Here is a 12,903-nt window from a genome sequence, read left to right as displayed (position 1 = left end):
GCACGCTGGGAATATTTCTTATGGCCACCAAAAAACCTAAAGGACTCGGACGCGGACTGGACGCCTTGCTTGGCGCCGACATGCCCGCCATCGAAACGCTGGGTAAATCCGCGCCGGAGGCAAAAGGACCGCCCACCGTCCTGCCGGTGTCCATCATGCGGGCCGGCAAATACCAGCCGCGCACGCGCATGGACGAAGGCGCGCTGAACGAGCTGGCGGAATCGATACGCACCCAGGGCATCATGCAGCCCATCCTGGTGCGGCCGCTGGCCGATGGCGCGGTGGGCCAATATGAAATCATCGCGGGTGAACGGCGCTTCCGCGCGGCACAGTTGGCCGGCTTGAAGGAAGTACCCGTGCTGGTGCGCGAGGTCCCGGACGAGAACGCGGCCGTCATGGCGCTCATCGAGAACATCCAGCGCGAAGACCTGAACCCGCTGGAAGAAGCGCACGGCGTGCGCCGGCTGCTCGACGAGTTCGGCCTGACGCATGAGCAGGCCGCGCAGGCGATCGGCCGCTCGCGTTCCGCCACCAGCAATCTGCTGCGCCTGCTGAACCTGGCGCCGGCCGTCCAGACCATGCTGCTCGCTGGCGATATCGATATGGGCCATGCGCGCGCCCTGCTGGCCGTGGATGGTGCCACGCAGATCCAACTGGCCAACCAGGTCATCGCCAAGCGGCTTTCCGTGCGCGATGCGGAAAAGCTGGTGGCCAAGGCGGCGAAGGAAGCCGAGCCCAGCCCGCGCAAGAAGGGCGTGGCCAATTCCCGCGACGTCGCGCGCCTGGAAGAAGCCATGTCGGATCTGCTGGGCACGCGCGTCAGCCTGAAGATAGGCGCGCGCGAGCGGGGCCAGATCATCATCGATTTCCATGGCTGGGATCATCTCAACGCCCTCCTGGAAAAGCAGGGCCTTTCCGGCGTATTGGACAATGCCTGACGCCAGTCGCCTGCCCACCATCGCCGTCTTGGCGACCGGAGGCACCATCGCCGGCGCGCAATCGGCGGCGCAGGCCGTGGGCTATGTCGCCGGGGCCTTCGATATCGGCCGCCTGCTTGCCGCGGTTCCGGCCCTTGGCGGCATGGCCGTGCTGCGGCCCGAACAGATCGCCAATGTCGGCAGCCAGGATATGCGCCACGACGTCTGGCACGCATTGGCGACACGCATCCGCGCCCTGGCTGCGGATGCCTCCATCGACGGCATCGTCGTTACGCACGGTACAGATACGCTGGAGGAAACCGCCTATTTCCTCGACCTGGTCACCGCGCCCGGCAAGCCGCTGGTGCTGACGGGCGCCATGCGGCCCGCCACCGCGCTCGGTGCCGACGGTCCCGCCAATCTGTATGCCGCCGTGGCTTTGGCGGCGCACGAGCAGGCCCGCGGGCGTGGCGCTCTGGTGCTGATGAACGAGCATATCCATGACGCGCGCGGCGTGCAGAAAATCGCCGCCACCGGCCTTGCCGCCTTCGATTCCCCGGATCGTGGCACGGCCGGCGTCATGCAGGCCGGGCGGCCCCGTTTCCATCGGCCGGCAGCGGCGCGCCGCGTGGCCTGGCCGGACGCGCCGCTGCCAGATGCCGCCCAATGGCCGCGCGTGGGCATCGTGTACGCGCATGCCGATATGCAGGCCGACGTCGTCGAATACATGGCGCAGCGCTACCAGGGGCTGGTCCTGGCCGGTGTCGGCGATGGCAATGCCGGCGCGGATGCCATGCGCGTGCTGGCGGATGCCGCCTCGCGCGGCGTGGCCGTCGTGCGGGCCTCTCGCACCGGCCGCGGCCATGTGGCGCCCAACGTCGAAGTCGACGACGAGGGCCTGGGCTTTATCGCGGCCGGCGACCTGAACCCGCAAAAAGCCCGCGTACTGCTCATGCTGGCCCTGATGTCGAATACCGACCGCGCGGCCCTGCGCCGGTGCTTCGAGGCCGCCTAGCGGCATCCCGTCACGCCAGTACGACGTGGCCCACCGCGCCGGCCAGCATGTCGTAGCCTTCCTTGGCTTCCGACTTGCGGTTCGTCACCAGCACGCTCACCCGGTCCGCCGCGCAGTATGACGCGCGCGTATTGACGGCGATGCGCGCGTCGTCGGCCATCACCACGATGTCGCGCGCGTTGGCGGCCATCGCGCGGCCCAGCTCGGCGCGCGCCAAATCGGCGTGCGTGGCGCCATGCCTGGCGTCGATGCCGCTAGGGAAGAGCAGGGCGGTATCCGCCGTGTGCCGATGGATTTCCGCGATGGTGCGATCGCCCTGGGTGGCCGCGAGCGGCGGCAGTACCGCGCCTCCCAGCACGAACACGCGATTGCCGTGGGCCGCGTGATCCTCGCTGCCCGCCACGCGCGTGGCCGCGTCGAAGGAGTTGGTGATCAGGGTGATGTCGTGCAGTGCCGATAGCGCATCGGCCATGGGCACCGCCATGATGCCGGCCTCCATGAACAGCGTCTGGCCGTTGGTCAACTTGCCGGCCACCGCGCGGGCGATGGCACGCAGATGGCGCCCGTCCGCGGGCGGGCCTCCCGCCGCGTGCGGCGCGCCGTCCGGCAGCACGGCGCCGCCGTGCGAGCGGCGCAGGGCGCCCATGGCTTCCAGCGCGATCAGGTCGCGGCGCACCGTCTCGCGCGATACGCCCAGTTCGTCGACGATGCGATCGGTCGACACGCTGCGCAAGGCTTCCAGCATCTTCCTTATGCGTTGATATCGTTCTTCCTGCCACATGATCGTCCGCCGCCGTTGCGCCGCGGCTATGTTTGCAAACTTGCGCCAAGGTGTCTAGACTCGATCGCAGGACGCGCCCGGGCCCCGCGCCCGCCGACGCTTAACGGTTTTGACTCAACCCAGGGTGGTCGAACCATGCAAGCAGAAGGGGTAAGAACCGCGGACGACGCTGCCCGCCTTGTGCAGGCCAGCGCCCTGACGCACGTCAAGATAGGCCTGTCGGATATCGATGGGGTGATGCTGGGCAAATATCTGCGCAAGGAAAAATTCCTCTCCGCGCTGGAAGGCGGCCTGGCGTTCTGCGACGTGGTGTTCGGCTGGGACGTGGACGACCAGCTCTACGACAATGGCCGCTACACCGGATGGCACACCGCGTATCCCGATGCGCAGATGCGCGTCGACCCTGCAAGCTGCCGCCGCCTGCCGCTGGAAAAAGGACCGGCGGGCCAGGACATGTTGTTGTTCCTGGCCGATTTCACCGGCACGGCCGCGCAGGTGTGTCCCCGCCAACTGCTGCATCGGGTGCTGCGGCGCGCCGAAGAGATGGGCTACGACGCCTATGCCGCGCTGGAGTACGAGTTCTTCATGTTCCGGGAAACGCCGCAGTCCGCGCGCGAAAAAGGCTATCGCGACCTGCAGACCTGGACGCCCGGCAACTTCGGCTACTCCATGCTGCGCAGCACGGTGAACAGCGATTTCTATCGCCAGCTTCTCGATATGTGCGAACGCATGGATATGCCCATCGAGGGCCTGCATACGGAGACCGGCCCCGGTGTCCTGGAAGCGGCCATCGCCGTGGACCGCGCCGCCGCCGCCGCCGACAAGGGATTCCTTTTCAAGACGTTCACCAAGGCGCTGGCCCAGCAGAATGGCCTGATGGCGACCTTCATGGCAAAGTGGTCCCATCATCATTCCGGCCAAAGCGGCCACATCCATGTTTCGCTGCGCGACCGCGCCACGGGCAAATCGGCGTTCCACGACAGCACGCAGGCCCATGGCATCGGTGCGACGCAACGTGCCTTCGTCGCCGGCCTGCAGCGCCACCTGCCGGACTTCATGGCGCTGTATGCGCCGACCATCAACAGCTATTCGCGGCTGGTACCGGGCTTCTGGGCGCCGCTGGATGCCACCTGGGGGATAGAGAACCGCACGACCGCCGTGCGCGTCATCCCCGGCAGCGACAAGTCGCAACGCGTCGAGCTCCGTATCGGCGCCGCGGATGCCAATCCCTATCTGGCGCTGGCGGCCGCGCTGGCATCGGGCCTGCACGGCATCGACCGACAGCTGGAGCCGGAAGCGCCCGTGGCCGGCAATGCGTACACGCAGGACTTCCCCCAGGCCCTGAAACTGCCCACCACGTTGTGGGAGGCCGCGCAGCGCCTGAAACATTCGGCCGCCGCGCGCGAATGGTTCGGCGATGCCTTCGTCGACCATTACGCCGCCACCCGCGAATGGGAAGAGCGCATGTTCCGCAAGCATGTCACGGACTGGGAGCTCGCGCGGTATTTCGAGATCATCTAGCAGGCGACGCACCGCGGATGCGGCGTTCGCGCATTCCGCCGCGGCACCGCTGTGTCCCGCCACGATCATGGAGCGGCCCAGGCATGTCCAGCGAACTCATCACCATCAGTCCCATCGACGGCCGCGAGGTGGTATGCCGGCCTTACGCCAGCGAGGCGCAGATCCAGAGCACGCTGCGGTCGGCGCAGGCCGCGCAGGCCCAGTGGCGCGATACGGCCCTGGAGGAACGCGCGCGCCTGCTGACGCAGGCGGTGGAGCGCGTCGTCGCTGGCCGGCACGAGTTCGCGCAGTCGATCACGATGCAGATGGGGCGGCCGATACGCCATGCCCCGTCCGAGGTGGACGGCTTCGCGCAGCGCGCCCACCATATGATCGCCATCGCGGCCTCCGCGCTGCAGGCGCTGCCCGCCGTGCCTGGCAGCGATCGTGAACGCTTCATCCGCCGCGAGCCGCTCGGTGTGACCCTGACCATCGCGCCATGGAACTATCCGCTGTTGACGGCCGTGAACAGCATCGTGCCCGCGCTCATGGCGGGCAATGCGGTGGTGTTGAAGCACTCCGACCAGACGCCCTTGTGCGCCGAGCTGCTGTACCAGGCCTTTGACGGCGCCGGCCTTCCACAAGGGTTGTTCTCGTATGTCCATGCGGACCACGCCACCACGCAGCGGCTGGTGCGCGCGCCGGCGGTGCGCTTCGTGTCCTTCACGGGTTCCGTGCGGGGCGGGCGCGCCGTCGAGGAAAGCGCGAGCGGCCGCTTCATCGGCGTCGGCCTGGAGCTGGGCGGCAACGATGCGGCTTACGTGCGTGGCGACGCCGATATCGAGGCCGCCGTGGAAACACTGGTCGACGGCGCCTTCTTCAATGCCGGGCAATCCTGTTGCGGCATACAGCGCATCTACGTCGCGCGCCGCCTGTACCTGGCCTTCGTGGACCAGGCAGCCGCGCTGACCAACCGCTATGTACTGGGCGACCCGCGCGATGCGCAGACCACGCTGGGACCGGTGGTCCGGCGTGCCGCGGCGGCATCCATTCGCGACGTCGTTGCCGAGGCCGTGGCGCAGGGGGCGCGCAACGTCGTCGATGCCGCCTACTTTCCGGCCGCGCGCGACGACACCGCCTATGTCGCGCCGGCCTTGCTGACCGGTGTCGACCACACCATGCGTGTCATGCGCGAGGAATGCTTCGGTCCGGTGGCGGGCATCATGCCGGTGGATGGCGACGACGACGCCGTCGCGCTGATCAACGACAGCAACTATGGATTGACCGCGGCGGTTTTCACGCGCGACCGCGATGCGGCCGTCGCGCTGGGCGGCCGCATCCAGGCGGGCACCATCTTCATGAACCGCTGCGACTATCTCGATCCCGGGCTGGCGTGGACCGGCGTCAAGGACAGCGGGCGCGGCGTCTCCCTGTCCCGGCTCGGCTACGAGCAACTGACCCAGCCCAAGTCCTTTCATCTGCGTATCGCTTGAAGCGTGCGCGCCCAGGGCGCCGCCACGCCGGCGGGCGCCATGCAGCGGAGGTGAGCCATGGAACTGCCTCATGTGAACTGGAATTATCCGACGGCCATCAAGGTGGGACCGGGCCGCATCGCCGAACTGCCGGGTCTCTGCGCCGGGCTGGGCATGCGCAAACCGCTGGTCGTGACCGATCCCGGGATCGCGGCCCTGCCGATGCTGGAACAGGCCATCGCAATCTGCGGGAACGCGGGCCTGGACTGCGCCGTGTTCCACGAGATCAAGGGCAACCCCACCGGCCGCAATGTCGAAGCCGGCGTCCGGGCTTTTCGCGAAGGGGGCCACGATGGCGTCATCGCCTTCGGTGGCGGATCCGCCCTGGACGCGGGCAAGGCCATCGCGCTGATGGCGGGACAGGAGCGCCCGCTGTGGGACTTCGAGGACGTGGGCGACAACTACCTGCGCGCCAAGGTAGAGGGCATGGCGCCCGTCGTCGCCGTGCCCACCACGGCGGGGACCGGATCGGAGGTCGGGCGGGTGGCGGTCATCACCGATGAACAGGCCCATCTCAAGCGCCTGATCTTTCATCCGCGGCTGATGCCCGCCGCCGTCATTCTGGACGCCACGCTGACGACCGGCCTGCCGCCGAAGGTGACGGCCGCCACCGGCATGGATGCCTTATCCCATTGCCTGGAGGCCTACTGTTCTCCCGCCTACCATCCCATGGCCGCCGGTATCGCGCTGGAAGGCATGCGGCTGATCCATCACAACCTGCCGCGCGCGGTGGCCGACGGACAGGACCTGGCGGCGCGCCACCATATGCTGGTTGCATCCTGCATGGGGGCCACGGCCTTCCAGCGTGGCCTGGGCGCCATGCACGCGCTGGCGCATCCGCTCGGCGCGCTTTACGACGCCCATCACGGCATGCTCAACGCCATCCTGATGCCCTATGTGGTGCAAGCGAATGCCGCCGCCATCCGGGCGCCCCTGGCCGCCCTGGCGCGCTACCTGGCGCTGCCCGCGGCCTCGGCCGAGGGGGTGCAGGCCTGGATCCTTGGGCTGCGCGAACGGGTCGGCATCCCCCATAGCCTGGCGGACATCGGCCTGGACGCCGATGACGCGGAACGGGTAGGGCAGATGGCGCGGGCGGATCCGTCCGCGGCCACCAATCCCGTTGCCTTCGATGCCGCGCAATACGCCGCCCTATACCGCGCCGCGGTGGCGGGCCAGCTCGACGAGCGCGCGGCCCCGGCGGCCGGCTGAGGGGAGACGCCCGCCGCAGCACCTGGCGCGATTCTTGCGCGGCGCGATTTGACACCGGCACCGAAAGTCACCATAATTCCAAGTTCTCCGCTGGAGGGGTGCCCGAGTGGTTAAAGGGGGCAGACTGTAAATCTGTTGGCCTTGCGCCTACATTGGTTCGAATCCAATCCCCTCCACCAGAGACCGCGCGCAGGAATGGAGCAGGCCCAGGTCGAAACCGGGGTCGGGCCATCCGGAAGACCGGCCGATTGCCAGTCGTTCGCGTGCGACGTAGTGATGCAAGCCAGGCAAGGATGCCCTGGCGCGGCCTGCGAAAGCGGGGTGTCGCCAACCGTCCCTGCACTCGACGCCAGGCCCCGCGCCGGCATCGGGAACCACCGGAATCCAGGCGAAGTCGGCCTGGATTTGCAGTGTCTGGGGCTTGCCATCCGTCGCGCGAACCTCATCGGCATGGGCGGTGCGCGAGTCTGGTGCGACAGCGGTGAGCAGGATGGGGAACGGTACGCCGCGGGTGTAGCTCAATGGTAGAGCAGAAGCCTTCCAAGCTTACGACGAGGGTTCGATTCCCTTCACCCGCTCCAGGTTTTACTGTGCGCGGCCAGGCCCGGTTCGGGCCGCGCAATTGCAAGGCAGCAGGCCAGTTTTATCGCCCATGTGGCTCAGTGGTAGAGCACTCCCTTGGTAAGGGAGAGGTCACGCGTTCGATCCGCGTCATGGGCACCACGCATTTGTCTTCACTTTAGTCAGATCCGCACATCCAGTCAGGAGTCAGCCATGGCAAAAGGCAAGTTTGAACGTACCAAGCCGCACGTGAACGTGGGTACGATCGGTCACGTGGACCACGGCAAAACGACGTTGACGGCGGCGATCACGACGGTGCTGTCGAACAAGTTCGGCGGTGAAGCGAAGGCGTACGACCAGATCGACGCGGCGCCGGAAGAGAAGGCGCGCGGGATCACGATCAACACGGCGCACGTGGAATACGAGACGGAGTCGCGTCACTACGCGCACGTTGACTGCCCGGGCCACGCGGACTATGTGAAGAACATGATCACGGGCGCGGCGCAGATGGACGGGGCGATCCTGGTGGTGTCTGCCGCTGACGGCCCGATGCCGCAGACGCGCGAGCACATTCTGCTGAGCCGGCAGGTGGGCGTGCCGTACATCATCGTGTTCCTGAACAAGGCGGACATGGTCGATGACGCGGAGCTGCTGGAGCTGGTGGAAATGGAAGTCCGCGAGCTGCTGTCGAAGTACGATTTTCCTGGCGACGACACGCCGATCGTGAAGGGTTCGGCCAAGCTGGCGCTGGAAGGCGACAAGGGCGAGCTGGGCGAGCAGGCGATCCTGAAGCTGGCCGAGGCGCTGGACACGTACATCCCGACGCCGGAGCGCGCGGTCGACGGTACGTTCCTGATGCCGGTGGAAGACGTGTTCTCGATCTCGGGTCGGGGCACGGTGGTGACCGGTCGTATCGAGCGTGGCGTGATCAAGGTTGGCGAGGAAATCGAAATCGTCGGCATCAAGCCGACGCTGAAGACGACCTGCACGGGCGTGGAAATGTTCCGCAAGCTGCTGGATCAGGGCCAGGCCGGTGACAACGTGGGGATTCTGCTGCGCGGCACCAAGCGTGAGGAAGTCGAGCGTGGCCAGGTTCTGGCCAAGCCGGGTTCGATCACGCCGCACACGGACTTCGACGCCGAGGTGTACATCCTGTCCAAGGAAGAGGGCGGCCGTCACACGCCGTTCTTCAACGGCTATCGTCCGCAGTTCTACTTCCGCACGACGGACGTGACGGGCACGATCGAGCTGCCCAAGGACAAGGAGATGGTGCTGCCGGGCGATAACGTGTCGATGAAGGTGGCGCTGCTGGCCCCGATCGCCATGGAAGAAGGCCTGCGTTTCGCGATCCGCGAAGGCGGCCGTACCGTGGGCGCGGGCGTGGTTGCCAAGATCATCAAGTAATTCCCGACGCCGCGGCGGGGGCCCTGTCCGCAGGGCCCGAAAAACCGCTGGACAAGCCGACGAGAAAAGTAGTATTATGGATGGTTCCGCAAGGTTCCATCCTTCGTTTTTGGTCTGTTTTTTTGGCTTGTTCGGGATTTCTTTCCCGGAAAGGTCGGAAAACCGGCGTGGGCCCCCCGAGACCATCCTGGCGACGGGAACAGGGTAAGCGCCCAGGCAAGTGGCCTTCCTGCAAGTGGCCTTCCTGATGGGTTTGATTCAAGGATTCGAATTCGATTCAACGATTCGATTCAAGCGAATCCAGGCGGTGGCCCCGGTTGGGAACGAAGGTAAGGGTCTCTAGCTGGCTGTGTAGCGATCTTGCCGCGTTGTGCGGCGGGTTGATATACAGCAGTGCGTGACTAGAGGGGTATAGCTCAATTGGCAGAGCGTCGGTCTCCAAAACCGAAGGTTGTAGGTTCGATTCCTACTGCCCCTGCCAACCCGCCTTCCTCTCCCCAGCCTGCCGGAAATCATCGCGAGCCGCGCATATACGGCGGGCTTGCAGCGCAAAATGTCTAATACCAGCGTCGAAACCGTAACCAGTACCGCCGATCGGGTCAAGCTAGCCGTGGCGGTGCTCGTCATCATTGCTGGCATCGTCGGGTTTTCGGTGTTGAGCTCGCAGCCCATGGCGGCCCGTATCGGCGTTTTCGTCGGCGGGCTGGTTCTCGCGGCTGTCATTGCGTGGTTCAGCGAACCCGGACGCCGCACGCTCAGCTTCGCCAACGAATCCTACAACGAAGTCAAACGCGTCTCGTGGCCCACGCGCAAGGAAACGACCCAGATGACGGGCATCGTTTTCGCGTTCGTCGCGGTCATGGGCATTTTCATGTGGGTGCTCGACAAGGGCATCGAGTGGATCATTTACGGCCTGCTGCTGGGCTGGAAATAAGGGACGGCACATGAGCAAACGGTGGTACGTCGTCCATGTGTATTCCGGCATGGAAAAAAGCGTGCACAAGGCGCTGCTCGAACGCATCGAGCGGGCCGGACTGCAAACCTCCTTCGGCCGCATCCTGGTGCCGTCCGAAGAAGTCGTCGAAATGAAAGGCGGCCAGAAGTCGATTTCCGAGCGGCGCATCTTCCCGGGCTATGTCCTGGTCGAGATGGACCTGACCGACGAGACCTGGCATCTGGTCAAGAACACCAACCGCGTCACCGGCTTCCTGGGTGGCTCGGGCAACCGGCCCACGCCGATCTCCGAGAAAGAAGTCGAGAAGATTCTTTCGCAGATGGTCGAAGGCGTCGAAAAGCCGCGTCCCAAGGTCTTGTTCGAAGTGGGCGAGATGGTGCGCGTCAAGGAAGGCCCGTTCGCGGACTTCAACGGCAACGTCGAAGAAGTCAACTACGAGAAAAGCAAGGTGCGTGTGTCCGTCACCATTTTTGGCCGGGCCACCCCTGTTGAATTGGATTTCAGTCAGGTCGAAAAGACCTGATCCGTTGTTGTTTCAACCCTCATCCCCCGGGGAGCCCGCATCGATGGCGGGCGTTTGAACCCGCAAGGAGCAAAGCATGGCGAAGAAGATCGTCGGCTTTATCAAGCTGCAAGTGCCGGCTGGTAAGGCTAACCCCTCTCCCCCGATCGGTCCGGCGCTGGGTCAGCGCGGCCTGAACATCATGGAGTTCTGCAAGGCGTTCAACGCCAAGACGCAGGGCATGGAGCCCGGTCTGCCGATTCCGGTGGTGATCACCGCCTTCGCGGACAAGAGCTTCACCTTCATCATGAAGACCCCGCCCGCGACGGTCCTCATCAAGAAGGCGGCCGGCGTGCAGAAGGGTTCGCCCAAGCCCCACACCGACAAGGTGGGCAAGCTGACCCGTGCCCAGGCCGAGGAAATCGCCAAGACCAAGGAACCCGACCTGACGGCGGGCGATCTGGAAGCCGCGGTGCGCACCATTGCCGGCAGCGCCCGCAGCATGGGCATCACGGTTGAGGGGATCTGATCATGGCAAAACTGTCCAAGCGTACCGCCGCCCTGCGGGAAAAAATCGACCGTACCAAGCTGTACCCGGTCAACGAGGCGCTCAACCTGATCAAGGAAACCGCCACCGCCAAGTTTGACGAATCCGTCGACGTGGCCGTGCAGTTGGGCATCGACCCCAAGAAGTCCGACCAACTGGTCCGTGGCTCCGTGGTGCTGCCCGCCGGTACCGGCAAGAGCGTGCGCGTCGCCGTGTTTGCCCAGGGCGACAAGGCCGAGGCCGCCAAGGCTGCCGGCGCCGACATCGTCGGCCTGGAAGACCTGGCCGAGCGTATCAAGGGTGGCCAGATCGATTTCGACGTGGTCATCGCCTCGCCCGACACCATGCGCGTGGTCGGCGCGCTGGGCCAGATCCTGGGCCCGCGCGGCCTGATGCCGAACCCCAAGGTCGGCACGGTCACGCCCGACGTCGTCACGGCCGTGAAGAACGCCAAGGCCGGCCAGGTGCAGTACCGCACCGACAAGGCGGGTATCGTGCATGCCACGATCGGCCGCGCCTCCTTCGGCGTGGAGCAGCTGCAGACCAACCTGGCCGCGCTGGTCGACGCCCTGAACAAGGCGCGCCCGGCTGCCGCCAAGGGCGTGTATCTGCGCAAGCTGGCCGTCTCGTCCACGATGGGCGGCGGCGCTCGCGTCGAAATCGCCTCGCTGACGACGCCGGCCGCCTGAGCGCCTACCGTCGGAAAGCAGGCAATATAGAACTTTGGGCTGCGTCCGGATCCGTCCGGACGTTGCTGTCAAAGACCGCTGGAGCAAGTCGTCGCGCATCCGGCCCTTCGCAAGAAGGGTCCAAGCCGGCGCCGAGCTTAATCCCGAAGCCCGTTCGGTTCGGATCCAGCGTAGACGGCGTCCCATGGAAGATTTCTTTTCAGAAGAACTCGACCAGGTCGCCGCATTCGGTTGACGTTCCGGGCTCCCTCCCGAAACGTCTTTTGATGGAGTGTTCAAACCGTGAGTCTCAATCGCCAAGAGAAAGCGGTGGTAATCGAGGAAGTCGCGGCGCAAGTCGCCAAGGCTCAATCGATTGTTATCGCCGAGTACCGTGGTCTGGACGTCGCCTCCGTCACCGTACTGCGCAAGACTGCGCGTCAATCGGGCGTGTACCTGCGTGTTCTGAAGAACACGCTGGCTCGTCGCGCTGTGAACGGCACGGCTTTCGAGCCGCTGTCCAAGCAGCTGACCGGTCCGCTGATCTACGGTATCAGCGCCGATCCGGTCGCGCCGGCCAAGGTCCTTTCCGACTTCGCCAAAACCAACGACAAGCTGGTCATCAAGGGGGGCTCGCTGCCCAACAACCTGTTGAACCAGGAAGGCGTCAAGGCCCTGGCCACGCTGCCTTCTCGCGAGGAGTTGCTGTCGAAGTTGATGGGCACCATGCAAGCCCCGATTGCGCAATTTGCACGTACGCTCAACGAAGTTCCGACCAAGTTCGCTCGTGGCCTTGCCGCCGTGCGCGACCAGAAGGCCGCGGCCTGAGGCCCGTCTTTCCCGGAAATCGTTGTTCGACGAAGCGACACCGAACCTGGCATTACCAATATCTGGAGTTCTTGAAAAATGGCACTTAGCAAAGCTGAAATCCTTGACGCCATCGCTGGCATGACCGTGCTCGAACTGTCCGAGCTGATCAAGGATATGGAAGAGAAGTTTGGCGTGTCGGCCGCTGCCGCCGCCGTGGCCGTCGCCGCCCCCGCCGCCGGTGGTGGTGCTGCCGCCGCCGCTGAAGAGCAGACCGAGTTCACCGTCGTCCTGGCTGAAGCCGGCGCGAACAAGGTCAGCGTCATCAAGGCCGTGCGCGAACTGACCGGCCTGGGTCTGAAGGAAGCCAAGGACCTGGTCGACGGCGCGCCGAAGCCCGTCAAGGAAGGCATCGCCAAGGCTGACGCCGAAGCTGCGAAGAAGAAGCTGGAAGAAGCTGGCGCCAAGGTCGAAGTCAAGTAAGACCTTTTGCCAGTTGCCCGGG

General features: G+C 65.5%; 13 protein-coding genes and 4 tRNA genes. 16 read left to right on the top strand and 1 reads right to left on the bottom strand.

The genetic code is table 11. The features are described from left to right. The first annotated feature begins 20 nt into the window (after positions 1-20). Both BAU06_RS25735 and BAU06_RS25730 read left to right on the top strand, forming a co-directional pair. Positions 21-938 (top strand): ParB/RepB/Spo0J family partition protein, encoded by a 918-nt coding sequence (locus BAU06_RS25735; protein WP_066357474.1) that lies wholly within the window; start codon positions 21-23, stop codon positions 936-938. Next, entirely contained in the window at positions 931-1,932 is a 1,002-nt protein-coding gene (locus tag BAU06_RS25730; RefSeq protein WP_066357471.1) for an asparaginase, read from the top strand. The genes BAU06_RS25735 and BAU06_RS25730 overlap by 8 nt, the downstream gene beginning before the upstream one ends. A 10-nt stretch (positions 1,933-1,942) precedes the next feature. Here BAU06_RS25730 and BAU06_RS25725 read toward each other — a convergent pair whose 3' ends face one another. Continuing rightward, entirely contained in the window at positions 1,943-2,677 is a 735-nt protein-coding gene (locus tag BAU06_RS25725) for a DeoR/GlpR family DNA-binding transcription regulator (RefSeq protein ID WP_231933961.1), read from the bottom strand. Positions 2,678-2,848: 171 nt separating this feature from the next. Between BAU06_RS25725 and BAU06_RS25720 the strand changes: the two genes are divergently transcribed. From BAU06_RS25720 to rplL, 14 genes are all read left to right on the top strand, one after another. Then, positions 2,849-4,234: a glutamine synthetase family protein gene (locus BAU06_RS25720; RefSeq protein WP_066357463.1), complete on the top strand. Its 1,386-nt coding sequence runs from the start codon at positions 2,849-2,851 to the stop codon at positions 4,232-4,234. An 83-nt stretch (positions 4,235-4,317) separates the two neighbouring features. After that, positions 4,318-5,706: an aldehyde dehydrogenase family protein gene (locus BAU06_RS25715; RefSeq protein WP_066357461.1), complete on the top strand. Its 1,389-nt coding sequence runs from the start codon at positions 4,318-4,320 to the stop codon at positions 5,704-5,706. 57 nt (positions 5,707-5,763) lie between these two features. Continuing rightward, the gene (locus BAU06_RS25710; protein WP_066357458.1) at positions 5,764-6,954 is read left to right on the top strand and encodes an iron-containing alcohol dehydrogenase; all 1,191 of its coding nucleotides are present in this window, start codon (positions 5,764-5,766) and stop codon (positions 6,952-6,954) included. A gap of 92 nt (positions 6,955-7,046) precedes the next feature. Further along, positions 7,047-7,133, top strand: a tRNA-Tyr gene (locus BAU06_RS25705). A gap of 328 nt (positions 7,134-7,461) precedes the next feature. Continuing rightward, positions 7,462-7,535: transfer RNA gene (locus BAU06_RS25700), tRNA-Gly, on the top strand. A gap of 67 nt (positions 7,536-7,602) precedes the next feature. Further along, positions 7,603-7,677 (top strand) — tRNA-Thr (locus BAU06_RS25695). A gap of 51 nt (positions 7,678-7,728) precedes the next feature. Further along, complete coding sequence (tuf, locus tag BAU06_RS25690) at positions 7,729-8,919, top strand: elongation factor Tu (protein ID WP_066357411.1); 1,191 nt, start codon at positions 7,729-7,731, stop codon at positions 8,917-8,919. Positions 8,920-9,324: 405 nt separating this feature from the next. Beyond that, positions 9,325-9,400 (top strand) — tRNA-Trp (locus BAU06_RS25685). A gap of 72 nt (positions 9,401-9,472) precedes the next feature. Beyond that, complete coding sequence (gene secE, locus BAU06_RS25680; protein WP_066359792.1) at positions 9,473-9,853, top strand: preprotein translocase subunit SecE; 381 nt, start codon at positions 9,473-9,475, stop codon at positions 9,851-9,853. A 10-nt stretch (positions 9,854-9,863) separates the two neighbouring features. After that, positions 9,864-10,397 (top strand): transcription termination/antitermination protein NusG, encoded by a 534-nt coding sequence (gene nusG / locus BAU06_RS25675; protein ID WP_066357456.1) that lies wholly within the window; start codon positions 9,864-9,866, stop codon positions 10,395-10,397. A gap of 76 nt (positions 10,398-10,473) precedes the next feature. Further along, positions 10,474-10,905 (top strand): 50S ribosomal protein L11, encoded by a 432-nt coding sequence (gene rplK / locus BAU06_RS25670; RefSeq protein ID WP_066357453.1) that lies wholly within the window; start codon positions 10,474-10,476, stop codon positions 10,903-10,905. 2 nt (positions 10,906-10,907) lie between these two features. Then, positions 10,908-11,612 (top strand): 50S ribosomal protein L1, encoded by a 705-nt coding sequence (gene rplA / locus BAU06_RS25665; protein ID WP_066357450.1) that lies wholly within the window; start codon positions 10,908-10,910, stop codon positions 11,610-11,612. A 282-nt stretch (positions 11,613-11,894) separates the two neighbouring features. Beyond that, entirely contained in the window at positions 11,895-12,419 is a 525-nt protein-coding gene (gene rplJ / locus BAU06_RS25660) for a 50S ribosomal protein L10 (RefSeq protein ID WP_066357449.1), read from the top strand. Between the two features lie 78 nt (positions 12,420-12,497). After that, complete coding sequence (rplL, locus tag BAU06_RS25655) at positions 12,498-12,881, top strand: 50S ribosomal protein L7/L12 (protein WP_066357446.1); 384 nt, start codon at positions 12,498-12,500, stop codon at positions 12,879-12,881. Positions 12,882-12,903 lie beyond the last annotated feature (22 nt).

The sequence above is a fragment of the Bordetella bronchialis genome (assembly GCF_001676705.1).
GTDB lineage: Bacteria > Pseudomonadota > Gammaproteobacteria > Burkholderiales > Burkholderiaceae_B > Bordetella_C > Bordetella_C bronchialis.
This window is presented reverse-complemented; position numbering and strand designations above follow the sequence as displayed.